18 protein-coding genes and 2 tRNA genes are annotated in these 23591 nt (G+C 70.9%); 14 read left to right on the top strand and 6 right to left on the bottom strand.

Annotated elements, in window-relative coordinates:
- Nucleotides 1-51: 51 nt before the first annotated feature.
- Both ACFYO8_RS29080 and ACFYO8_RS29075 read right to left on the bottom strand, forming a co-directional pair.
- Nucleotides 52-1071, bottom strand: a complete 1020-nt coding sequence (locus ACFYO8_RS29080; RefSeq protein WP_354872429.1) for a TAXI family TRAP transporter solute-binding subunit — start codon at nucleotides 1069-1071, stop codon at nucleotides 52-54.
- Nucleotides 1047-3293: a TRAP transporter fused permease subunit gene (locus ACFYO8_RS29075; RefSeq protein WP_354872427.1), complete on the bottom strand. Its 2247-nt coding sequence runs from the start codon at nucleotides 3291-3293 to the stop codon at nucleotides 1047-1049. Before ACFYO8_RS29075 ends, ACFYO8_RS29080 begins: the two co-directional genes overlap by 25 nt.
- A gap of 1014 nt (nucleotides 3294-4307) precedes the next feature.
- Here ACFYO8_RS29075 and ACFYO8_RS29070 point away from each other — a divergent pair.
- The 7 genes from ACFYO8_RS29070 to ACFYO8_RS29040 all read left to right on the top strand — a co-directional run bounded on the left by ACFYO8_RS29070 (nucleotide 4308) and on the right by ACFYO8_RS29040 (nucleotide 13277).
- Nucleotides 4308-5351, top strand: coding sequence for a YihY/virulence factor BrkB family protein (locus ACFYO8_RS29070; RefSeq protein WP_354872424.1), 1044 nt, complete (start codon nucleotides 4308-4310; stop codon nucleotides 5349-5351).
- Between the two features lie 207 nt (nucleotides 5352-5558).
- Nucleotides 5559-6737 (top strand): ROK family protein, encoded by a 1179-nt coding sequence (locus ACFYO8_RS29065; protein WP_354872421.1) that lies wholly within the window; start codon nucleotides 5559-5561, stop codon nucleotides 6735-6737.
- Nucleotides 6734-8269, top strand: a complete 1536-nt coding sequence (locus ACFYO8_RS29060; protein WP_354872419.1) for a sugar ABC transporter ATP-binding protein — start codon at nucleotides 6734-6736, stop codon at nucleotides 8267-8269. Before ACFYO8_RS29065 ends, ACFYO8_RS29060 begins: the two co-directional genes overlap by 4 nt.
- 76 nt (nucleotides 8270-8345) lie before the next feature.
- A complete protein-coding gene (locus ACFYO8_RS29055; protein WP_355015154.1) occupies nucleotides 8346-9434 on the top strand; it encodes an ABC transporter permease in 1089 nt (362 codons plus the stop codon).
- A gap of 92 nt (nucleotides 9435-9526) precedes the next feature.
- The gene (locus ACFYO8_RS29050; protein WP_354872414.1) at nucleotides 9527-10579 is read left to right on the top strand and encodes a substrate-binding domain-containing protein; all 1053 of its coding nucleotides are present in this window, start codon (nucleotides 9527-9529) and stop codon (nucleotides 10577-10579) included.
- Between the two features lie 53 nt (nucleotides 10580-10632).
- Nucleotides 10633-11805, top strand: coding sequence for a Gfo/Idh/MocA family protein (locus ACFYO8_RS29045; RefSeq protein ID WP_387188851.1), 1173 nt, complete (start codon nucleotides 10633-10635; stop codon nucleotides 11803-11805).
- 461 nt (nucleotides 11806-12266) lie between these two features.
- Nucleotides 12267-13277: a sugar phosphate isomerase/epimerase family protein gene (locus ACFYO8_RS29040; protein ID WP_354872408.1), complete on the top strand. Its 1011-nt coding sequence runs from the start codon at nucleotides 12267-12269 to the stop codon at nucleotides 13275-13277.
- A gap of 217 nt (nucleotides 13278-13494) precedes the next feature.
- On the opposite strand, the gene ACFYO8_RS29035 is transcribed toward ACFYO8_RS29040, so the two are convergent.
- Nucleotides 13495-13884, bottom strand: coding sequence for a hypothetical protein (locus ACFYO8_RS29035; RefSeq protein WP_355094674.1), 390 nt, complete (start codon nucleotides 13882-13884; stop codon nucleotides 13495-13497).
- 268 nt (nucleotides 13885-14152) lie between these two features.
- Here ACFYO8_RS29035 and ACFYO8_RS29030 point away from each other — a divergent pair.
- The 4 genes from ACFYO8_RS29030 to ACFYO8_RS29015 all read left to right on the top strand — a co-directional run bounded on the left by ACFYO8_RS29030 (nucleotide 14153) and on the right by ACFYO8_RS29015 (nucleotide 17965).
- Nucleotides 14153-14225, top strand: a tRNA-Asn gene (locus tag ACFYO8_RS29030).
- A gap of 174 nt (nucleotides 14226-14399) precedes the next feature.
- Nucleotides 14400-16535, top strand: a complete 2136-nt coding sequence (locus tag ACFYO8_RS29025; RefSeq protein WP_387257808.1) for an MMPL family transporter — start codon at nucleotides 14400-14402, stop codon at nucleotides 16533-16535.
- Nucleotides 16528-17763 carry an NAD(P)/FAD-dependent oxidoreductase gene (locus ACFYO8_RS29020; protein ID WP_387257806.1) on the top strand — a complete coding sequence of 412 codons (1236 nt, stop codon included), beginning with the start codon at nucleotides 16528-16530 and terminating at the stop codon, nucleotides 17761-17763. Before ACFYO8_RS29025 ends, ACFYO8_RS29020 begins: the two co-directional genes overlap by 8 nt.
- A gap of 125 nt (nucleotides 17764-17888) precedes the next feature.
- A tRNA-Ile gene (locus ACFYO8_RS29015) sits at nucleotides 17889-17965 on the top strand.
- A 49-nt stretch (nucleotides 17966-18014) separates the two neighbouring features.
- Here ACFYO8_RS29015 and ACFYO8_RS29010 read toward each other — a convergent pair.
- From ACFYO8_RS29010 to ACFYO8_RS29000, 3 genes are all read right to left on the bottom strand, one after another.
- The gene (locus tag ACFYO8_RS29010) at nucleotides 18015-18851 is read right to left on the bottom strand and encodes an NAD(P)H-binding protein (RefSeq protein ID WP_355094680.1); all 837 of its coding nucleotides are present in this window, start codon (nucleotides 18849-18851) and stop codon (nucleotides 18015-18017) included.
- Nucleotides 18848-19741, bottom strand: coding sequence for an NAD(P)H-binding protein (locus ACFYO8_RS29005; RefSeq protein WP_355094682.1), 894 nt, complete (start codon nucleotides 19739-19741; stop codon nucleotides 18848-18850). The genes ACFYO8_RS29010 and ACFYO8_RS29005 overlap by 4 nt, the downstream gene beginning before the upstream one ends.
- Before the next feature lie 289 nt (nucleotides 19742-20030).
- Nucleotides 20031-20309 (bottom strand): hypothetical protein, encoded by a 279-nt coding sequence (locus tag ACFYO8_RS29000; protein ID WP_355094684.1) that lies wholly within the window; start codon nucleotides 20307-20309, stop codon nucleotides 20031-20033.
- A gap of 1371 nt (nucleotides 20310-21680) precedes the next feature.
- Between ACFYO8_RS29000 and ACFYO8_RS28995 the strand changes: the two genes are divergently transcribed.
- Genes ACFYO8_RS28995 through ACFYO8_RS28985 form a run of 3 tightly spaced genes read left to right on the top strand, consistent with a single transcriptional unit; the run spans nucleotide 21681 to nucleotide 23499 of the window.
- Entirely contained in the window at nucleotides 21681-22022 is a 342-nt protein-coding gene (locus ACFYO8_RS28995; protein ID WP_152037854.1) for a CU044_2847 family protein, read from the top strand.
- Nucleotides 22019-23083 carry a serine protease gene (locus ACFYO8_RS28990; RefSeq protein WP_355094686.1) on the top strand — a complete coding sequence of 355 codons (1065 nt, stop codon included), beginning with the start codon at nucleotides 22019-22021 and terminating at the stop codon, nucleotides 23081-23083. The genes ACFYO8_RS28995 and ACFYO8_RS28990 overlap by 4 nt, the downstream gene beginning before the upstream one ends.
- Nucleotides 23083-23499 carry a hypothetical protein gene (locus ACFYO8_RS28985; RefSeq protein WP_387257803.1) on the top strand — a complete coding sequence of 139 codons (417 nt, stop codon included), beginning with the start codon at nucleotides 23083-23085 and terminating at the stop codon, nucleotides 23497-23499. Before ACFYO8_RS28990 ends, ACFYO8_RS28985 begins: the two co-directional genes overlap by 1 nt.
- Nucleotides 23500-23591: the final 92 nt, after the last annotated feature.

Below are 23591 nucleotides of genomic sequence, written 5' to 3'. Positions count from 1 at the left end.
TCGGGTCGGTGGGCCGGGCCCGGACGCGAGTCCGGGCCCGGCCCGTTCGGGTCAGCTCGCGCCGAGGTCGCTCAGCGCCCGCTCCGCGCCGCGGTGCAGCGGCACCGGGTCGGTCTTGCGCGCGTTGCCCAGCTCGATGCCCTTCGCCGCCGGGTTCGCCTGGGCCAGGGCGTCCTTCTTCTCGAAGACCGTCCGGGTGATCGCGCAGGCCACGTCGGCGTCCAGGTTGTCCCGAACCAGCAGCACGTTCGGCACCACGATGGTGGGCACGTCGGCCGGGGTCCGGTAGACGTCCTTGCCGATGGTGCCGGCCTGGTACGCCGGGTTCAGCTCGGCCATCTTCGGCAGCAGCGGGCTGATGTCGAGGAACTTCACCTTGTCGCCGGACGTGGTGAACAGGTCGGTGACCCCGCCGGTCGGCACGCCGCCGGACCAGAAGAAGCCGTCGATGCTGCCGTCCTTCATGCCGTCGACGGTCTTGGTGAGGTCCAGCCGCTGCGCCTGGACGTCCTTGGCCGGGTCCAGTCCGGCGGCGGTGAGCAGCCGGTTGGCGATGACCTCGGTGCCGGACTTGGGCGAGCCGGTGGAGATCTTCTTGCCCTTCATGTCGGCCACCGACGTGATCCCCGCGTCGGCGCGGACCACCACCTGGGTGTAGTTGTCGTAGATCCGGGCCAGCGCCTTGACCGGCTGCGGCGAGCTGAAGCTCCCCTTGCCCTGCACCGCGTTGACGGCGGTGTCGAACAGCGAGAACGCCACGTCGTACTGGCCGGCGACGAGCTGTTCGACGTTCTGTACCGAGGCGCCGGTCTCGGCGGCCGTCCCGGTGAGCTTGCCGTCGGTGGCCTTGCTCAGCTCACCGGCGAGCGCGTTGCCGACCACGTAGTACACGCCGGTGGCGTTGCCGGTGGCGATGCCGACCCGGGTGTCCTTGGTGACCTTGCAACTGACCTCGCGGGCGGCGTCGTCCTTCGCCGCGCCGTCCTGACGGCCCCCGCAGCCGGCGGCGCCGGCGGCGACCAGGACGAGCGTCCCGACACCCGCCACTATCCTCGCGTCGATCCGTCCCACTCTCTCTCCTCCCCATGGTCCACGGATTTCTCGACCGCCGGGCGGCCGGGGTGCCCGGCGGCGCCACGTCGGACGTACACGCCCGCGACCGCGAGCGCGGTGAGCGCCGCTCCGATCGCCATGGGCAGCGGTTCCAGCCAGAGCAGCACCAGCCCGGCGATCGCGCCGACGACCCGCTCCGGCACGCCGGCCCGGCCCACGCCGGGCAGCCAGCCGCCGGCGGCGACCGCGAGCACGGCCACGCCCAGCGCCGACACCAGGCCGGCCGTCATGATCCGCCCGGCCCCGCCGATGCCGAGGAGCCCGAGGCCGGTCGGTGTCATCACGAAGGCCAGCGGGATCAGGTACGCGGGCAGCGCGTAGCGCAGGGTCTGCCACATGGTCGGGACCAGCCGGCCGCCGGTGACGGCGGCGGCGGCGACCGCTGCCAGCGCGGTCGGCGGCGAGACTTCGGACAGCACCGCGAAGTAGAAGACGAACATGGCCGCGGCGGGCGCTTCCACGCCCAGGTTCAGCAGCGCCGGGCCGATGATCACCCAGCCGATGACGAACGAGGCGGTGACCGGCACGGCGAGGCCGAGGAGGCTCAGCGCGACCGCGGCGAGCACGGCGGTCAGCGCCAGCACCACGGCCGGCTCCGAGCTGACCGCCTGCGCGCCGCTGATCAGCAGCGAGGCGGCCTGCGGCCCGAGGCCGGTCTTCGTGGTGGTGGCGGTGATGATGCCGGCCGCGGCGCACACAGCACTCACCGCGAGCACTCCGCGTACGCCGTCGCGCAGCGCCGCCACCAGCCGGGCCGGCGTGAGCCGGTGCCGCCGGTCCAGGAAGGACAGCACCGCCGCGACCACGGTGGCGATGACGACCGCCCGCATCGCCGACGCGCCGAGCGCCAGCACCACGATGATCACGAGGAGCGAGAGGAAGTGGTAGCCGAAACGGGCCAGCAGCCGCCACGCCGAGCCGGTGTCGATGACCACCGGCCGGACGCCGGAGCGCCGGGCGTCGATCTCGACGGAGAGCAGGATGCCCAGGTAGTAGAGGATCGTCGGTACCGTCGCCCAGCCGAGCACCTGCAGGTAGGACACGCCCAGGTATTCGGCGATGATGAACGCCGCGGCGCCCAGCGTGGGCGGCGACAGGATCGCCCCGACACCGGCGGCGGCGAGCATGCCACCCGCGCGCTCGGCCGGGTAGCCGGCGCGGCGCAGGATCGGCCAGGTCACCGCGCCGATGCTGACTGTGGTGGCGGCGCCGGAGCCGGAGACCGTGCCGAGCAGGAAGCCCGAGGCCACGGCGGTGCGCCCGGCGGCCGTGCGGGAGCGGCGGAACGCGGCGGCGGACAGCTCCACGAAGAACCGGCCCGCGCCGGACAGGTCGAGCACCGCGCCGTAGATGGTGAACAGCACGATGTACGACGCGGCCACGTCCAGCGGCGTGCCGTAGAAGCCGCTGTCGGAGTTGTAGAACGCGTCGACGAGCTGTCCGAAGTCGAGTCCCGCGTGTGCCACCGGCATGGACTGCGGCAGCAGCCCGCCGTAGTAGCCGTACCCGAGGAACAGCACGCAGACCGCCGGCAGGATCCACCCGGTGGTACGCCGGCACGCCTCCAGCAGCAGGAGCAGCAGCCCGGTGCCGAACGCGATGTCCAGCGGGTCCAGCAGGCCCTGCCGGTCGAGGAAGGCGTCGTATCCGCCGCCACCGGCGCCGATGGTGACCGGCAGCACCGGGTAGAGGCAGACCACGAGCGCCGCGGCGGCCAGCAGCCAGTCCACCGGTGTCGGTCCGTGCCGGTCGTCCACCTCGACCGCCGTGCGGCGCAGCCGCACCCCTGAGGGGTACGCGAGGAAAACCATCGGCAGGATGCCGGCCAGGAAGAAGATGAGGTAGTACTTGCTGCCCTGGGCCAGCGGGAAGAACACCTGCCACAGTGTCAGCAGCCCGACCGCGACGGTGACACCGGTGAAGAGGACCCCGACCGGCCCGGCGAGCACCCGTCCCGGCTTCTCCTCCTCGAACCGGGCCGCCAGTTCACGGGCGTCCTGGGTCTGTTCCGGGGTCTGGCCAGGGGTGTAGGTGTCGCTTCCGCCGGGGCTGTGCTGCTCGGCCGCGGTGTGGTGTTCGGTCCGGCTGTGGTGGTGCGTCTCGCCCGGCCCGTCGTCGGCCCACTCGGGGCCGGCCACGCTTCCGTCGTCCGGTGGCAGCGACACCACCTCGGCGTCCACGTCGGACCCCGGTCGTCCGTCGGACGGCGGCCGGGGTTGGGGGGAAGTCGCGTCGGGGGGGCGAACGGACGGCACGAGGGGGCACGATACGCGAATAGCGCGCATGGTGGGAACATTGCCGATCATCATTGCAATGAGTGACGGAATGGAGTTCCACTCACTCGTGGTACCCATTTCCTGAAACTGTTTCGCATCGACTGGGGGTGGTCTCCCGCGGCTGACTTCCGAGGGTGGGCGGGTGGCTTCTGCAACGATGAAAACGCGGTCCTCTGGGACGGTTGCCGTCACGGAAAGTGTTCGGCAGGGCCCGGTGTCACCTCGCGTGGAGCGGTACCCGCCGTACCGGCCCGAGCCGGGCTCTCCCGCCCTCGCGCCGACCGCGTCCGCCGCGCGTGGAGCGCCGGGTGAGTCGCGCGCGGTACCGTGCGCGGCGCCGACCAACGCGACTTCGCCGAGGTGGTGGCATCGGGCCGGCCGCTTACACCGCCGCTTCGCCGAACCGGCGGTGTCGTCGTGCGCGCCCCGGCCCGCCCGCTCACCCGACCGCGCCGCCGGCCCCGCCGAGTGGAGCGCCATGGTGTCTCCGCCCGCCGTTGACACCCATGCGGTTCCACTCGTCGTGACGATCGTCGAGATCTCGCGCGAGTGGATATCTGCGGCTGCCGACAAGTTGCCGAGATCGCGAGAGGGCGCGGCGGGGCGTCGACGAGGGTGGCGCGCCCGTCCTTCCTGCTCTGCAGCCGCCGTCGCACATGATTACGGAGCGTGTCTGTTGCGCGAGTGGCCGAGGGTAGTTGTGGAGCAGCGGACAGCGACGGACCGCGCACCGGCGAGGAGAGAGCGGGCGGCGTGCGGGGCGTCGGCATGACGCGCTGGAAGCCCGGGTGTGGGGCGCGAACCGGCAGAGGGCGGGCGACGGGCGGCTGTCGGGTGGCCGGTTTTGCGGGCGCGGGTGGTTATCGCCGCCGCCGCCAGGGCATGTCGTCCGGGACGACATGACGATCAGGAGGTGCCATGGCCGCCCGCGACGTCCACGACGACGCCCGCGACGGGCGCGACGACGACGCCCTCGCTTCGCACGACCGGGTGGGGCCGGTGGGGCCGGACGACGGGCCGGACAGCCCGGCCGACCTGTCGGCCACGCGCTGGATGGCGACGCTCAAGCGGACCGTTCGGGAGTTCCAGGACGACAGCCTGACCGACTGGGCCGCCGCGCTGACCTACTACGGCGTGCTCTCCATCTTCCCGGGCGTCCTGGTGCTGATCTCGCTGCTCGGCCTGCTCGGCGAGCGGGCCACCGAGGGGGTACGGGACACCGTCGGGCAGGCGGTACCGGAGGAGAACATCCGCCGCATCATCGAGAGCGCGATCGACCAGGCAGGCCAGTCCGGCGGGCTGGCGAGCATCGCGGCGATCGTCGGTCTGGTGGCGGCCTTCTGGTCGGCCTCCGGCTACGTCGCCGCGTTCATGCGCGCCTCGAACAGCATCTACGACGTGCCGGAGGGGCGGCCGATCTGGAAGACCCTGCCGGTACGCCTCGGTGTGACCGCGGTGATCGGTGTGATGCTGCTGATCAGCGCCGTGATCGTGGTGTTCACCGGTGGCCTGGCCGAGCAGGTGGGAGACGCGATCGGGCTCGGCGGGACCGCCGTCACGGTGTGGAACATCGTCAAGTGGCCGGTGCTGCTGGTGATCGTGAGTCTGATGTTCGCGATCCTCTACTGGGCTTCGCCGAACGCCCGGCACGGCGGCTTCCGCTGGGTGAGTCCGGGTGGCGTGCTCGCGGTGGTGCTCTGGCTGGTGGTGTCCGGCCTGTTCGCGCTCTACGTCAGCAACTTCGGCTCGTACAACAAGACGTACGGCGCGGTGGCCGGCGTGATCATCTTCCTGGTGTGGCTGTGGTTGAGCAACGTCGCCATCCTGCTCGGTGCGGAGTTCGACGCCGAGTTGGAGCGCAGCCGCGCCATCGCGGCCGGGCACCCGGCCGACGAGGAGCCCTACGTCGAACTGCGCGACGACCGCAAGCTGCGCAAGAAGGGCCGGACGAACTCCCGCTGACCCGAAAACGCGCCGCCCCGCCCGGAACGAACACGGGCGGGGCGGCGCGTTTTCATGATTCGAATCCTTCTTTTGTTCTTCTAGACAAAAGTTTGCGTCGTGCGTGCCGAAGCTATGGACATGCCACCCGGAAGACTCCTACTGTGTCGGGCACGACACACATCGTCATCATCGATGTGGCGGGCTCCGATGCGGAGGTGACTGCCGGTGCGGACGGTCGACCCCCTGCACGTACGGCTTCTACGGCTGCTCCGGGACGAGGGCCCCGTGTCCCGCGCCGAACTCGGCGGCCGGCTCCAGATGCCCCGCCCACGCCTGGTCGCCGAGCTGGAACGGCTCGTCTCCCTCGGGTACGTGGCCGAGGCCGGACTGGCCGCCTCCCGGGGCGGGCGACGCTCCACACTCGTCGAGCTGAGCCCGCACCTGCGCTTCGCCGCCGTCGACCTGGGCGCCAGCTCGATCGACGTGGAGGTGGTCAACGGCCGGCTGGAGACGGTGGCCGCCTACACCGAGGCCGCCGACATCCGCTCCGGCCCGAAGGTGACGCTCCAGCGGGTCAACGAACTGCTGCACAAGGCCAGGGTGGAGGGCGCGTACGAGCGGCTCGACGCGGTGGGCATCGGCGTACCGGGGCCGGTGAGCTTCCGCGACGGCGTGCCGGTCTCCCCGCCGATCATGCCGGGCTGGGACCGGTTCCCGGTCCGCGAGGTGCTCACCCGGGAGCACGGCTGCCCGGCGGTGGTGGACAACGACGTCAACATCATGGCGATCGGGGAGCGGCACGGCGGCGTGGCCCACTCGGTCGACGACTTCCTGTTCATCAAGATCGGCACCGGCATCGGTTGCGGCATCTACCTGCACGGCGAGGTCTACCGGGGCACCGACGGCTGCGCCGGGGACATCGGCCACATCCAGGCCGACCCGAACGGTCCGATGTGCTCCTGCGGCAACGTCGGCTGCCTGGAGGCGGTGTTCGGCGGCGCCGCGCTGGCCCGGGAGGCGACCGTCGCGGCCCGCGCCGAGGTGTCCCCGGCGCTGGCCGAGCGGCTGGCCGCCCGGGGCGTGGTGACCGCGCTCGACGTGGCGCAGGGGGCGATCGAGGGGGACGCCACCTGCATCCGGCTCATCCGCGACGGCGGCCGACGGGTCGGCAGCGTGCTGGCCGGGCTGGTCAGCTTCACCAACCCGTCGATGATCGTCATCGGCGGTGGGCTCGCCCAGGTCGGCCACATCCTGCTCGCCGAGATCCGCAGCGTGGTCTACCGCCGCTCACTGCCGCTCGCCACCGGCAACCTGCCCGTCGTCCTGTCCGAGCTGGGCCCGCGCGCCGGCGTCGCCGGCGCCGCCGTGCTCGCCAGCGACCTCGCGTTCGGGGAGGCAGCGTGAGCGACGCCGTCGCGGGCGAGGTGGTGCTGCGCCTCACCGACGTGGTCAAGACGTTCCCGGGGGTACGTGCGCTCGACGGCGTGCAGCTGGAGGTGCGGGCCGGCGAGGTGCACTGCCTGCTGGGGCAGAACGGCGCCGGCAAGTCCACACTCATCAAGGTGCTGGCCGGGGTGCACCGGCCGGACTCGGGCGAGGTGCTGTGGCGGGGCGAGCCGGCCTCGTTCGCCGCCCCGCAGGCCGCCATGCGCGCCGGCATCGCCACCATCTACCAGGAACTCGATCTGGTCGACGACCTGTCGGTGGCGGAGAACGCGTTCCTCGGCCACGAGCCGCGCCGGTTCGGGTTCGTCCGGCGGGGGCACACGGCCCGGCGTACCCGGGAGATCCTGGCCCGCCTCGGCCATCCGGAGATCCCGCCGGGACGGCTGGTGCGGCACCTGCCCGCTGCGGGCAAGCAGATCGTCAGCATGGCCCGGGCGCTGTCCCACGAGGCCCGGCTGATCATCATGGACGAGCCGAGCGCCGTGCTGGCCCACGACGAGGTGGCGAACCTGTTCCGGATCATCCGGGAACTCACCGCGCAGGGCATCGCGGTCATCTACATCTCGCACCGGCTGGAGGAGATCCGCGAGATCGGCGACCGGGTCACCGTACTCAAGGACGGCCGGACCACGGCGGCGAGCCTGCCGGCCCGCGAGACACCGACCCGCGATCTGGTCGCCCGGATGACCGGACGGACCATCGAGTACGTCTTCCCGCAGCGCCCGCCCGGCCAAGGGGGCGGCGCGGAACTGCTGCGGGTGGACGGGCTGACCCGCCACGGCGAGTTCGCCGACGTCTCGCTCCGGGTCCGGGCGGGGGAGATCGTCGGCATCGCCGGGCTCGTCGGCTCCGGCCGATCGGAGTTGCTGGAGACCATCTTCGGCGCGCGCCGGGCGCAGGCCGGCACGGTCCGGGTCGACGGCCGGGCGCTGCGTCCCGGAAGTGTGGGCGCTGCGGTACGGGCCGGGATGGGCATGGCGCCGGAGGAGCGCAAGAGCCAGGCGCTGCTGCTCGGCGAGCCGATCTACCGCAACGTCACGCTCGCCACCTTCAGCCGGTACGCCCGCCTCGGCTTCACCGACACCGCCCGGGAACGCGCCGAGGCGGACCGGATCGCCGCGTCGCTGGAGCTGCGCCCCGCGGACGTACGCCGGCCGGTGCGGACGCTCTCCGGCGGCAACCAGCAGAAGGTGGTGGTCGGCCGGTGGCTGCTCGGTGACACCCGGCTGCTGCTGCTCGACGAGCCGACCCGGGGCGTGGACGTGGGCGCCCGGGCCGAGCTGTACCAGGTGATCCGCGATCTGGCCGCCCGCGGTGTGGGGGTGCTGCTGGTCTCCAGCGAGGTCCCCGAGGTGCTGGGGCTGGCCGACCGGGTGCTGGTGATGCGGGAGGGCCGCGTGGTCCGCGAGGCCCCGGCCGGCGAACTGGACGAGAACACAGTGCTCGACCTCGTCATGGCGGGGTCCCTCATGGAAGGCGCGCCGGCATGAGCGAGCGGCAGCGAGCGAATCATCGATACAGCGCCGGAGAGTCTCGTGCCGGCGCCGCGCGGAGCGGGGCGCCGGCATGAGCGACGTCACCGAATCCGCCCTGCCTGCGCAGTCGCCTCCGGTGGAGCGGGCGGAGACCGCCAAGGTCGGCGCGTCGGCGAAGCTCTCCTGGTGGCGCGGCGACGGCGGGGAGGGCGCCAAGCGCAACCTCGGCCTGCTCGCCACGCTCGTCGTGCTGGTGGTCATCGGCATCCTGACCCGCCCCGACCTCTACGGCGACCCGAACTGGGTGTGGGGCAACACGCTCACCATCCTCAAGCTCGCCTCGGTGGTCGGCGTGGTCACGGTGGGCATGACATTCGTGATCATCGGCGGCGGCATCGACCTGTCGGTCGGCGCGATCGTCGCGCTGGCCGGGGTGTGGTGCACCACACTGGCCACGCAGAGCTACGGCGCGGGCGGCATGATCTTCACCGCGCTTACCGTCGGGCTCGCCGTCGGCGTGGTCAACGGGCTGCTCGTCTCGTACGGACGGCTGGTGCCGTTCATCGCCACGCTCGCCATGCTCGTCGCCGCCCGAGGGCTGGCGGCGGAGATCTCCGACAAGCAGACCCAGGTGTCGGGCAACACCTTCATCAACGGCATCGCCAGCACGAACGTGCTCGGCATCCCGCTGCTGGTCTACATCCTGGTGGCGGTGGTGGCGGCCGGCTGGGTGCTGTTGAACCGGACCACGTTCGGCCGCCGTACGGTGGCGGTCGGCGGCAACCCGGAGGCGGCCCGGCTCGCCGGCATCAACGTCCGCCGGCACACGGTTCTCCTCTACGCGCTGTCCGGCCTGTGCTGCGGCATCGCCGCGGTCATGCTCACCGCGCAGGCCACCTCCGCGCAGGCGGCCATGGCCAACCTCTACGAGCTGGACGCCATCGCCGCCGCGATCATCGGCGGCACGCTGCTCAGCGGCGGGCGGGGCACGATCATCGGCTCCCTGCTCGGGGTGATCATCTTTTCCACCATCACCAACCTGTTCGCCATCAACAACCTCTCCACCGAGGCCCAGAACATGGTCAAGGGCGGCATCATCGTCGCCGCCGTCCTGGTCCAGCAGGTGCAGTTCGGCAGCCTCACGCAGTTCCTCGCCCGCAACCGGGCCACCACCACCTGACCCCACCGCGCACATCCAGGCCGCCGTCGCGCCGACTGTGGTCCGGCCCGCCACACCCGGAACCACCCCACCACCTCATCCCAGGAGGCGTCATGAGAACACCGCGCCAGGACCTGTCCCGCCGCCGGCTGCTCCTCGGCGGGGCCGCCGTCTCCGCCGGGGTGCTGCTCGCCGGCTGCACCAGCAACGAGCAGAGCCCGACCGAGGCGCAGACCAAGGCGGCCGGCTCCGGCGCCGACACCGAGCCGGGCAAGAGGGTGAGCATCGGCTTCTCCGCCCCGGCCGCCGACCACGGCTGGATCGCCGCCATCACGAACAACGCCAAGGCGCAGGCCGGGGCGTACCAGGACGTGGAGCTGAAGTCGGTCGAGGCCGGCGCGGACGCGGCGGCCCAGCGCGCGGCGCTGTCCACGCTGATCTCGCAGAAGCCGGACGTGATCGTGCTGCTGCCGCACGACGGCAAGGAACTCAACGCGTTCGGCCTGGAGGCGATGAAGGCCGGCATTCCGGTGGTCAACCTGGACCGGGCCTTCCCGGACGCGCGTGCCTACCGCTGCCAGATCAAGGGCGACAACTACGGCATGGGGGTGGCCGCCGCCACCTACATCGCCGAGCAGCTGAAGGCCAAGGGCGTGAGCAACCCGGTGATCGGCGAGATCCCCGGCATCGAGTCGCTGGAGCTGACCCAGGAACGCTCGAAGGGGTTCGCCGACACGCTCGCCTCGTACGGGCTGAAGGTCGCCAACCGGCGGCCGGCCGAGTTCACGGTGGACTCCGGCCAGCAGGCCGCGACCGGCCTGTTCCAGGCGCTGCCGAAGATCGACGCGATCTGGAACCACGACGACGACCAGGGCATCGGCGTGCTCGCGGCGGTCAACCAGGCCAACCGCAAGGAGTTCCTCATGGTCGGTGGCGCCGGCTCGAAGAAGGCCATGGAGGACATCGCCGCCGACAACACGGTCCTCAAGGCCACAGTCACCTACAGCCCGTCGATGGCCTCCTCGGCCATCTCCCTGGCCCGCCTGATCGGCCAGGGGAAGGGCATGTCCGACCTGGTCGAACTCCAGGTACCGAAGGAGATCGTGCTCGCCTCCGAGACGATCACCAAGGAGAACGCGAGCGACTACCTGAAGCTCGGGTTCTGACACACGGGGGGAGACCCACCTTGTCCAGTCACGACAGCATCCTGCGCGTCGGCATGGTCGGCTACGCGTTCATGGGCGCCGCGCACTCCCAGGCGTGGCGCACCGTGAACCGGGTGTTCGACCTGCCGGCGCGGGTGCGGATGGCGCTCGTCTGCGGCCGTGACGAACCGAAGGTGGCCGAGGCCGCCGACCGGCTCGGCTGGGACGGCTACACCACCGACTGGCGGCGGCTCGTCGAGTCCGACGACATCGACGTGGTCGACATCTGCACGCCGGGGGACAGCCACCGCGAGATCGCGCTCGCCGCGCTCGCCGCGGGCAAGCACGTGCTGTGCGAGAAGCCGCTCGCCAACAGCGTCGCCGAGGCCCGCGACATGACCGAGGCCGCGGCCCGGGCACGCGAGTCCGGGGTACGCGCCATGTGCGGCTTCAACTACCGGCGGGTGCCGGCGGTCGCCCTGATGCGGCAACTGGTGGCCGACGGGCGGATCGGCGAGATCCGGCACGTCCGGGCGGTCTACCTCCAGGACTGGATCGTCGATCCGCAGTTCCCGCTGGTGTGGCGGTTGCAGAAGGACAGGGCGGGCTCCGGCGCGCTCGGTGACATCGGCGCGCACATCATCGACCTGACCCAGTACGTCACCGGTCAGCTCGTCACGGGGGTCAGCGCGCTGACCGAGACGTTCGTCCGCCAGCGGCCACTGGTCGCCGGGTCGAGCGGACTGGCCGCGCGGGCCGACGGCAACGGCACCGCGACGGGGCAGGTGACGGTGGACGACGCGGCGGTGTTCGTGGCCCGGCTCGACGGGGGAGCGCTGGCCACGTACGAGGCGACCCGGTTCGCCACCGGCCGCAAGAACGCGCTGCGGGTCGAGATCAACGGGTCACGCGGCAGTGTCGTGTTCGACCTGGAACGCCTCAACGAACTGGAGTTCCTGGACGCCAGCCGGCCCGCCGCCGAACAGGGCTTCAGCCGGATCCTGGTGACCGAGCCGGAGCATCCGTACCTGGGTGCGTGGTGGCCGCCCGGCCACATCATCGGCTACGAGCACTCCTTCACCCACCAGGCGCGCGACTTCGTCGAGGCGGTCGCCACCGGCGCCGACCCGGCCCCGTCGTTCGCCGACGCGCTTCAGGTCCAGCTCGTGCTCGACGCGGTCACCCGCTCGGCCGAGCGGGCCGCCTGGACGGAGGTGGAGCCCGCGCTGGCCGAAGCCTCCGCCTGACCCGAGGCGACCCCTCGGGGTCCGCCGACACTCACCGGCGCCGGCCGGCGAGGGCCCGCCGCGGTTGCGCCCCGCGGCGGGGACGAGGCCGGCGGCGGGGAGCGTGCCGCCGGGAATCCGCCGGCACGACCAGCACGGCCCTCCGGTGCGGCCGGACCGGGATTCCCCGGCCGCACCGGTGGACCGGCTCGATCCCGGCTGTCTCGCGAAATCGGCGGGACAAATACGCGAGGCACTCTCGGCCGGGGGTGCGTCGACCGGCGCGAATGACTGCTGGACCCTGCCGTGACGGCTGCCATAGAGTGGAGGCGGCGACCGCGAGGTGGCCGGTGACCGGCGGGAGGCGCAACCCGTCCGGGAGCAGACGCCCCGGCGTCCACCGGTGCCCACGCGCCGCCGTCTCCGGTCGTCCTCGCCCCGGTCCGCGACGGAATCCCCCATCACCACAGGGGAGAAGGACAATGGCGCGACCCATCACGCTCTTCACCGGCCAGTGGGCCGATCTGCCGTTCGACGAGGTCTGCCGGCTCGCCGCCGAGTGGGGCTACGACGGGCTGGAGATCGCCTGCTGGGGCGACCACTTCGAGGTGGGCAGGGCGCTCGCCGACGACTCGTACGTGGAGCGCAAGCTGGCCACCCTCGCCAAGCACAACCTCCAGGTGTTCGCCGTCTCCAACCATTTGGTCGGGCAGGCCGTCTGCGACCACCCGATCGACGAGCGGCACCGGGACATCCTCCCGGCCCGGATCTGGGGCGACGGCGAGCCGGAGGGGGTGCGCCGCCGCGCCGCCGAGGAGATCAAGGACACCGCGCGGGCGGCGGCGAAGCTGGGCGTACGCACCGTCGTCGGCTTCACCGGCTCGTCCATCTGGCACACGGTGGCGATGTTCCCGCCGGTGCCGCCGGCCATGATCGAGCGCGGCTACCAGGACTTCGCCGACAGGTGGAACCCGATCCTGGACGTCTTCGACGAGGTGGGCGTGCGGTTCGCGCACGAGGTGCACCCCAGCGAGATCGCCTACGACTACTGGACCACGAAGCGCACGCTGGAGGCGATCGGGCACCGGGAGGCGTTCGGCCTCAACTGGGATCCGTCGCACTTCGTGTGGCAGGAGCTGGACCCGGTGAACTTCATCTTCGACTTCGCCGACCGGATCTACCACGTCGACTGCAAGGACGCGAAGGTCCGTACCGGCGATGGGCGGCGCGGCCGGCTCTCCTCCCACCTGCCCTGGGCCGACCTGCGGCGCGGCTGGGACTTCGTCTCCACCGGCCACGGCGACGTGCCGTGGGAGGACTGCTTCCGCGCGCTGAACGCGATCGGCTACGACGGTCCGATCTCGGTCGAGTGGGAGGACGCCGGCATGGACCGCCTGGTCGGCGCGCCGGAGGCACTCCAGTTCGTCCGCCGCCTGGCGTTCGACGCCCCGTCGGCGGCCTTCGACGCCGCGTTCAGCAGCAGCCGCGAGTGACCTCGGCCGGGCACGCCCTTTCAGGCGGCTCCCGACCTGATCACGTAGGTGGATCGCCGGCGGCCTGCACCGGGCAGCGTGGCCGCCACGATCCGTCTGCGCCATCAGGTCGTCGGTGGGCCGCCGCGCCCCGGTAGCGGGAGCCGGGCCTGCGCAGCCTCGTTCGCACGAAAGCGGGCCGGTCACCCGGAGGTGACCGGCCCGCTGTCCGCTGTTGTCAGAGCGTGTTGCCGGTGCTGGACGGCTTGGTGCTCGTGCCGGTCGAGGTCGAGCCGGACGTGCTGTTCGAGGCCGTGCCGTTGGCGCTGCGGCTGCCGACCGCGGCCGGCGTGCCCGCGAACGGCTTGTCGGCCTCGGTCATGCCCGGCTTGCCGCCGTTGCCGGTGGCGAGCTTCTCACCCAGCTTGGTCTGCCCCAGCTTGTCCTTGCTCTCGGAGTAGAGCCGGGTCGCCTGTGCCTGCGCGACCCCGGCCGCCTCCTGGACGGTCGGGTGGTCGAGGACCTTGCGTCCGCGGACCACCAGCTCTTCGTACTTCTCCCGGCCGGCACGGGCGCCCAGGACGAATCCCGCAGCCAGCCCGCCAAGAAACATGATCTTTCCGCGCATGGCGGCTCCTTCCGTACCTGACGCTCTCTGCCGATTTCCGCCGGCTCGGCGGAACGACCATCTCGCGCCTGCGTTCTCTGTCGACGGCTAACTACCCATCCTGCTCTCTGCTCATGCCTCCCTGTGCCGAGATGACGATTTGTCCGTAATTCTGGCGCGTCCGCCGGTCGGGTCCGGTCCGGTAACCCCCTGGCGCACCACCCCCGGATGTCCTGTACTCTTGTCCCCGTCGCACGGAGCGGAAAGATCCGATCCGAGCGGTGCACGGTCCCCTGTAGCTCAATTGGCAGAGCAGCCGGCTGTTAACCGGCAGGTTATTGGTTCGAGTCCAATCGGGGGAGCTTCGCTCCATGTCACGCCCGTCGGCCCCGCCGGCGGGCGTTCGTCGTTCCCACCCCTCGCGTGTCCCGGCTGCCCGGTTTCCGCCCCCGAGTCACCGTTCGCCCGGCAGGATGGTCGGCGTCGACCTAGACTCCCGCTGCGTCGATTGATGCGTCGATTCGAGGACGGTGGAGATGGCCGCAGGACGCAGCCGCTGGACCGCGACGCTCGTCGCGGTGGCGGTGGTGCTCGGCTGGCTGATCATCGGCGGCGTCGCCGGGCCGTACTCGGGCAAGCTCGGCGAGGTCTCCACCAACGACAACGCCTCCTTCCTGCCGACCGACGCCGAGGCCACCCGCGCACAGGACCTGGCCGCCGGATTCGTCGACCGGGAGACCACCCCGGCGCTCGTGGTCTACGAACGCGCCGGCGGCCTCACCCCGGTCGACCAGCAACGGATCCAGGCCGACGCCGCCCGCTTCGCCGACGTGCCCGGCGTGGTCGGCCCGCTGCCGCCACCGATCGTCAGCCAGGACCGGCAGGCCGCCCAGGTGATCGTCCCGATCGAAAGCGGCGAGGGCGAACAGATCCGCGCGGTGGTGGAACGCCTGCGCGACATCGCCGGCCCGGACCGCGACGGGCTCACAGTCGACGTGGCCGGACCCGCAGGGCTGCTCGGCGACCTGATCGAGGTGTTCGGCGCGATCGACGGGCCGCTGCTGCTGGTCACGCTCACGGTGGTGCTGGTCATCCTGTTGATCGTCTACCGCAGCCCGGTCCTCTGGGTCTTCCCGCTGCTGGCCGCCGGGATGTCATACTCGCTCGCCGCCGTCTTCGTCTACCTGCTCGACGACCACGACATCGTCAAACTCAACGGGCAGGCGCAGGGCATCCTCACCGTGCTCGTCTTCGGCGCCGGCACCGACTACGCGCTGCTGCTCATCGCCCGCTACCGGGAGGAGCTGCACCGGCACGAGCGGCCCTGGGACGCGATGAGGACCGCCTGGAAGGGCGCCGCGCCGGCCATCGTCGCCTCCGGCGCCACAGTCATCGTCAGCCTGCTCTGCCTGCTGCTGTCCAGCCTCAACTCCAACCGGGCGCTCGGCCCGGTGAGCGCCGTCGGCATCGCCGCCACGCTGCTGGTGATGCTCACGTTCCTGCCCGCGCTGCTGGTCCTCGGCGGCAGATGGGCGTTCTGGCCCCGGCGGCCCCGGCACGACGAGGCCGACCCGCGCGCCGAGCACGGCATCTGGGCGCGGATCGCCGGCTTCGTGGCGCGGCGCTCGCGTACCGTCTGGATCGTCACCGCCGTCGCGCTTGCAGTGCTCGCGATCGGAGTGACCCAGCTCGGCGCCACCACGCTCGGCCAGTCCCAGCTGTTCACCCAGCGCACCGACTCGGTGGCCGGGCAGGAGGTCATCGACAGGCACTTCCCGGCCGGCACCGGCAGCCCCGCCACCATCTTCACCACCCAGGACACCGCGCGTCAGGTCGCCCAGGTGGCGCAGGGCGTCCCGGGGGTGGCCGCGGTCGCGCCGCTCGGCCAGCGTGGCGAGAACGCGCCGCCCGACCCGGCCGCTCCGCCGAAGGTGGTCGACGGGCGGGTGCAGCTCAACGTCACGCTCGCCGACGCGCCGGACAGCAACGGCGCCGAGCGCACCATCCGTGACCTGCGCGAGGCCGTGCACCGGGTGCCCGGTGCGGACGCCGTGGTCGGCGGCTTCACCGCGATCAACGTGGACACCGCCGACGCCTCGGTCCGCGACCGCAACGTGATCATCCCGGTGGTGCTGCTGGTCATCGCGGTCATCCTGGCCGTGCTGCTGCGCGCCCTGGTCGCCCCGGTGCTGCTGATCGCCACAGTGGTGCTGTCGTTCCTGGCCACGCTGGGCCTGTGCGCGTTGCTGTTCCGGTACGTGTTCGACTTCCCCGGCGTCGACCAGTCGTTCCCGCTGTTCGCGTTCGTCTTCCTGGTCGCGCTCGGCATCGACTACAACATCTTCCTGATGAGCCGGGTCCGGGAGGAGTCGGTACGCCGCGGCACCCGCGCCGGTGTGCTCGTCGGCCTGGCCGTCACCGGCGGCGTGATCACCTCCGCCGGCATCGTGCTCGCCGCCACGTTCTCCGCACTCGCCGTGCTGCCGCTCGTGGTGCTCGTCGAGCTGGGCGTGGCCGTCGCCGTCGGTGTCCTGCTCGACACCATAGTGGTCCGCTCGCTGCTGGTGCCCGCGCTCGCGTACGACATCGGTCCGAAGGTCTGGTGGCCGGGCCGGTTGTCGCGGTCGCACCGCGAGGGCGACCGGGCCGGCGCGGGGGTGGAGCGTGCCTGACACCGACGTCGTGGTCGTCGGCGGCGGCCTGGCCGGGCTCGCCGCCGCGCGGCGGCTGCACCGGGCCGGCGTGCCGTGGCGGCTGCTGGAGGCCGCCGACCGGCTCGGCGGGCGGGCCGCCACCGACCGGGTCGACGGGTTCCTGCTGGACCGCGGCTTCCAGGTGCTGAACACCGCGTACCCGCGGCTGGCCGGCCTGGTCGACGTCGGCGCTCTCGGGATGGGCTGGTTCACGCCCGGCGTGCTGGTGCGCCGCGGCGACCGGCTGGAACGACTCGTCAACCCGCTGCGCGAACCCGCCGGCGCGCCCGCCACGCTCACCGCCGGCATCGGATCACTGACCGACCGGCTGCGCTTCGGCGCGCTCGCGGCCGGCTACGCGACGCTGCCGGTCGGGCGGCTGCTCCACACGCCCGAGACCACAGCCGAGAAGGCGCTGCGCCGGGCCGGGCTCTCCGACGCGATCATCGAGGAACTGCTCCGGCCGTTCCTGTCCGGCGTGCTGCTCGACCGCGAGCTGGCCACCTCCAGCCACGTCCTCGCGGTCATCATGCGCTCCTTCGCCCGGGGCCGGATCGGCCTGCCCGCGGACGGCATGGCGGCGCTGCCCCGGGCGCTCGCCGCGCCGCTGCCCGCCGAGCTGATCGACCTGAACACCCCGGTCACCGAGGTCGCGCCCGGCCGCGTCCGCACCCCGTCCGGCGAGATCACCTGCCGCGCCGTCGTGGTCGCTGTCGACCCGCCGGCGGCGGCCACGCTGCTGCCCGGTCTTACCCGGGTACGCATGCACGCCTACACCACCTACTACCACCGCACCGGCACGGCGCCACTGGACGAGCCGATCCTGCTGCTCGACGGCGACCGGCGGGAAACGATCGCCAACACGGTGGTGGTGAGCCGGGCCGCACCCACGTACGCCCCCGACGGCCAGCACCTGGTCGCCACCTCGGTGGTCGGCCCGCAGACCCCGCCCGAACCGGTGATCCGCCGCGAGTTGGACCGCCTCTACGGCCGCTCCACCGCCGACTGGACCCACCTCACCACCGTCACCGTGCCGGACGCGCTGCCCGCCGCCCCGCCGCCGCAGGGCCGCCTGCGCAAACCGGTCGCGCTGGGCGACGGCCTGTACGTGGCCGGGGACCACCGGGACAGCCCGTCCATCCAGGGCGCGCTCGCCAGCGGCTGGCGTACGGTCGGCGCCGTTCTCGCCGATCTTCGGCGCGCGTAGAGCCGTTGGCCGGTGGGTTGCGCGTTGTTATCCTCGCGTAGCCCATCGTGCTGTCGCGGTAGTCTTTCCGCCCGGCCGGTGGTGGTCCGCGAAACGATCGGCGGGTTACGATCCGGCGCGGTGACGGGGCGGTAGCTCAGCCGGTTAGAGCAGGGGACTCATAATCCCTCGGTCGCGGGTTCGAACCCCGCCCGCCCCACCAGCCGTTTTCTCAGCTCAGCCATGCTGCTGGCGACCCAGGCGAACCGCGGTTAAAGGAATTCGGCCGCGTGGTCGGTGGCCCATTGCGCGAATGTCCGTGCGGGTCGGCCGGTCAGGCGCGGGACGATGCCTGCCCACTCCTGGTTCGTCGGGGCAGGGTCACGCGCGGACTCCGCCCACATGGTGAAGATCCAGTCGACAAACGTCTCTGGATAGCCGTTGCCGATCCACTCGGCCCGGGCCGCGGCCGGATCGAGCTCCTCGAACCGCACCGTGGCACCGATCGCCGTGCCGATCGCGTGCACCTGCGCCACGGTGGTGAGCGCCTCGGGGCCGGCGAGGGTGTAGGTCCGGCCGGCGTGCCCGTCCTCGATGAGAACTGTCGCGGCGACCGCGGCGACGTCCGCCTCGTGGGTGGGTTGGGTGACCGCAGCCCCGTACGGGCGGCGAACCACCCGACCTTCCTTGATGGACGGGGCCCAGTCCAGCCAGTTCGCGGCAAACTCCCCGGGCCGGACGTGCGTCCACTCCAGACCAGAGTCCTCGACGGCACGTTCGACCGCCAGGTATCCGTCCTCGCTGTCGTCGGTGTCGGCCAGCGCCCCGGACAGCACGACGATGCGCCGCACGCCGGCCCGCTTCGCGACGGCAACTAACTCACGCGCTGTCCGTCCGACAGGGAACAGATACATTTTCTCGACGCCGTTCAGCGACGGCTCCAGCGACAGCGGATCCGTCAGGTCGCCGCCGACGACCTCTACCCCGTCCGGAAGGCTCGCCGCCGACGGCGTCCGCGTGAGTGCGCGGACCCGATGCCCGGTCTTCACCAGTTCGGCGACGACGTGTCGGCCCACCATGCCGGTGGCACCCGTGACCAGAATCGTCATCGCGTCGCCTCGGGCCGGAAGTCGGTGGCGTGATCGTTGGCCCACTGGGCGAACGTGCGCGGTGGCCGCCCCGTCACCCGCAGATAGGTGTCCGTCGGCGGCAACGCACCTGTTCCGTCAACCGCGTCGGCGAGCAGCGCGATCATCCAGTCGGCGGTTTCCTCATCGAAGCCGTCGCGCAGCCACTGCGTGCGCGCCTCGGCCGGATCGAGCTCCTCGAACCGCACCTGCACGCCGATGGCGGCACCGATCGCGGTGACCTGCTCCGCCTGCGAGACCTTCACCGGGCCGGTGACGGTGTACGCGGCACCGACATGGTCGTCGGTCAGCAACGCCGCGACCGCCACGTCGGCTACGTCGGCCTCATGGACCACCGGATAGCCGGCCGACGCGTACGGTTCCCGCACCACCCGCTCGGTTCGGATCCGGTCGGCCCACCGCAGCGAATTGGCGGCCAACAACCCCGGCCGCACATGCGTCCACTCGGCACCCGAGGCCTCCACCAGCAGTTCCAGCCCGCGGTGCGCCACCCGCTCATCGGTCAGGTGCCGCCCGAGCGCGCCGTCGCCACCGGTTCCGGGTGTGAACCCGGCCGCCGCCGCGGAGTGCACGACGAACCGGGTGACGCCGGCCTTCAACGCCTCATCGACGAACCCATGGTCGGTCGCGGCGTACGCGAACGGGAACAGGTACACCGACCGCACTCCGTCCAGCACCGCTCGCCAGGTCGCGGGACGTTCGAAGTCTCCCTGGACCACCTCAGCCCTGTCCGGTAGCCGGTGCGTTTGCGGCTGGCGGGTCATCGCCCGCACCGTTCGTCCGGCCCGGACGAGCCCGGCCACCACCTGGCGACCCACGTTGCCGGTCGCTCCGGTTACTAGGATTGTCACGTTGCTCCTTCTCGAATACCTGGAGTGGGGCAATAGACCGCCGCCGCGATTCCACGGCCAATGGCGCGGCGGCGGTCACCACGCAGGCTAGGTCGAAATTCCGAAAGCCGCACATCGCACATGTGTACGAAGCCTGGGCTGCCGCAGTCCGGTCGCGCCGATGTTCCGGAGGTGCGAGCCCCACGCGGTGTGCTCCGCGAAACCCGGCGGAGGACACAGGCTCGACCGCGTCTGTCTAGTCTCACCACATGCTTGACGAATCCGTCCCAGCACATGCTTTACGTTTGGTCTAGATTCCGTGGTCGGCCTTGCGGGTCTGTCTGTGCTTCCAGGCGTAGATGAAGGCTGCCAGGCCGATTACGGCGAGTGCACCGGCGACGGCTGTGTGGACGGCGAGTCTGTGTTCGGCTGTGGTGATGTCGGCGGCTTGCTTCTCCAGCATCTCGGGGGTGGGGTCCTGGTAGGGCATCGAGATCCCGGACAGATCCAGGAACGGCAGGCACGGCAGCAGGCACGAGGCGATGAGCAGGAGAACCCCGGCGGTCAGCGCTAGGCGGGCACGCGACATCGCGACAGGCTCTCACGGGGGTCGTCTTCTGCGTTGACCGCCTCATGCCGTGGTCCACCTTGCGGTGCCGGCTGGCTTTGAGGTTGCGGACGGGCTGGTCGGTGGTGCGGCATGGGACGGGCGCGAGGTGCCGTGGTTCATTCTGGTCATCGAGGGAGACGAGGCGCGCTTCGCTGCTAGAAAACCGCACCCGACCGGGTCGTTCGCGGGTTCTAGCTCTCGCCCGCCCCACCAGTCGTTTCCTCGGCCTTGTCGAGAATCCGCCTCACGGCGGAGGTTCCTGGCGAGCCTTACTAGGAACTCGGCGGGTCGGTTCCGTCGCAAGGGACACCGATACCCAGCCGTACTTGTGCCGTCTGCCCCCGCGACTGAATGGTGAGCGGTAGGCAGGTTGGTCGCGCAACCCACGTGCCGCCGACGAAGGCCAGCCACTCAGGTCGGTCATCGGCAGATGCGCAGGCACGCACATGGGCGCTCACGGCTGGCACCACTGACGAGCCCCATCCGAGACGCGCCTTGTCCTCCCAGCCGGCTGCCACCCGAAGATCAACCACTGCGCCGCCGCGTACGACCAGTCCCCATTTGGCGAACAGCCGGGCTGCCGGGTCCGGTTCCCCCGATTCCTCTGCTTGAAGCACCGGCCGTGCAGGTACTGCAACGTCCTCTCCCACGAGCCGATAACCCGCCGGCGGTTCCTTGATCGCATCGACGGATACAGTGCACGACTCCTGTCCGGCGCTCACGTCAGTCGACGGGGACGCACTGGGGTCAGTGCCCAGGGACGCAGTTGGTGCGACTGGTCTGGCCTCATCCTGGCTGGATCCGCTTGAGGACGTACAGGCTGCCGGCGCCGCCATCAGGCAGACGCTGAGCGGCCAGCACAACATACGGCTGGTCCTACGCACGCGCGTCACCTCCTGAACGGCGAGGCCTTCGACGGTAAGGGCGCGACTCGTGAAGCGTCACCGTACCCGAAGGCGGGGTGCCTTCGATGCCGCCGAACGTGATCCCCTAAGCCCCTCGGCCGCGGGTGGATCAGCACCGCTCAGCCGGTGTCATCCGCTCGGTGCCCTCTCGTCGGGAAATGGTGGATGAATAGGCGTCCGGATCGCCCATCCGGTCACCAGTCCTGTGCCGGTGCATATCCGATCCTCAGCCCGAAGTCCTAAGTAGAGACCAGTAGTCGTGTTGCTGACAATCGAACCGGCCGAATGTCTGATCCTGGCATCAGCGCACGAACGCCAGGATCGTTTTGTAGCCGGTTGAACGATCCTCGCAAGTTGCGGGTGTGCTGCCGGTCGATCCCCGACGCATTGGCGCGTCGTCTGCATTGTCGCGATGCCCTCTTTTCCTTCCAGCTGAAGGAGTGCTGTGCCAGTTACCAGACAATTTGCGGTGCATGGAGCGGATCCGGTTCTCGTTGAGGTCGAGGGCCAGGAGCTGGAGATCCATGGCGAAAACGCCGGTATCGGGCCGGTGGGCCGCAGTGCTCGCACCGAGCCGAGATCCTTCGACGAGTCACTTCGGAGCGTCCGCTCGGCGGCCATGGAGGCCATGCGTGTGTTTCGCGAGGACCTGGGGCCGAGCGAGGTCAAGCTCACCTTTGCCGTGAAGATGACGGCTGAGATGAACGCCGTCATCGCGAAGACCGCGTACGAAGGAAACTTCGGTGTCGAACTGGTCTGGCGACGGGAAGACTCCGCCCCGAAATGATCACCTCCTCTGAACCCTGGCGGCTGCGGATCCGGGCCACGACGAATGGTGGTGCTCCGTCGGAGGTGCTGGGAACCGCATTCGTCGTGGCGCCGGGCGTGGCCCTCACATGCGCTCACGTGGTCGAGGGTCGAGTCCGGTGTTGGGCGGAGGCGCCAGGGGGTTGGGGCTCGGGCCAGGTCTGTTCCGCGCGCTACGCGGTTCCGGGCTGGAGCCCGGGCCGGTACGACGGGACCGACGTGGCAGTCGTCGACGTTCCGGAGAGCTGGCCCGCGGCGCCGCTCGGGCCCAGTGAGCCGCCGCGGCCGGAGACGCCGCTCGACGCGCTCGGCTTTCCGGAACAGTATTCGTCGGCGGACGACCGCGGTCAGCGGACCCGGGTCCAGGTCATCGGGCCGGATGAGACCGGGAAGCTCATTCAGGTGAACGGTCTGCCCGGTTTCGACGGCCAGATCCAGCGCGGATACAGCGGCGGCCCCATTGTCGACGTCACGTCCGGCCGCGTCGTCGGCATGATTTCGACAGCCGACATGGACAAGAGGCTGCGGATCTCGTGGGTCATCCCGCTTGCCACGCTGGCTGAGGCCTGGCCACCGCTTGCGGATCTGCTTCCGGAGCAGATCCGCGTCGACCCGGAATTCGTCGAGGCGATCGCTGCTCTCAACAACGGGGCATACGCACGTGCCCTGGAGCGCTTCAACACCCTCGTGAACATGTATCCACGCGAGGTCGATGTCTACTACTACCGGGTGCTGGCCGCTCTCGGCGGCCGGCGCCCCGGCGGATACCGGTACGAGGTGATCCGGGCGATGGAAAATCTGCTGCAGATCGGCATTCAGATCGATCCCGGCGACACGAGCAACCATTTGCGAGCCCTCTGGGCGCTGATCATCGAAGACTACTACGAAATCCGTGGCATTCCGACCGACCGCTTCAGGCTTCGCGACCTCCAGGCGGCGCTGTGGGGCGTCGGCAGTGATCGCGCCCGCGAAATCATCAACCACGTTCCTGCTGTCGAGTGCCCGACGTGGCAGGGGCTCAGCCGAAACCAGGGAATCTGATGCATCCTGAACAACGCGCAGAGCGAGCCGGCAAGTACTTCGCGCCCGAGCCGTCCACACCGGTAGCCCAGTACGTCAAGCTGGCATTCGGTGGCGGACTCCTGCTGATGGCCCTGGTGATGTTCGCCGTCGGTGACGCGGCAATCTGCCTGGGGTTCCTCTGCGGGGTCGGCGGCGCCGTGCTCGTCGTCCTGGGGCTCATCGGGCTCCTGAACTACGCGGAGGCGCGCAGGCGCGCCTATCCCCGGGCGACCGATCAGGAGATGGACGCCTGGCTGTACGGGGCCGAGGAAGCCATCGCGCAGATGGGCTACCGGCGGCTGAACATCCACCCCACCGAGCTTTCCCAGGGCAGGCGGCCGTATCTCGTCTTCTACGGAATTCCCGAGCTGTTCTCGGTTCTTCCGTTCCACTGAGCCATTTTCATCGTGATCAAGGGCTCCTGAGCAGGCGCTCAGCGGCGTGTCGCTGCTCCAGATAGGACGAAGCTCCCGGTAGGACAGCAGTC

It is taken from the genome of Micromonospora sp. NPDC005257 (assembly GCF_042872445.1).
Taxonomy (GTDB): Bacteria; Actinomycetota; Actinomycetes; order Mycobacteriales; family Micromonosporaceae; genus Micromonospora.
Note: the sequence above shows the minus strand (reverse complement) of the source record. Positions and strands in the feature narration are given on the sequence as shown.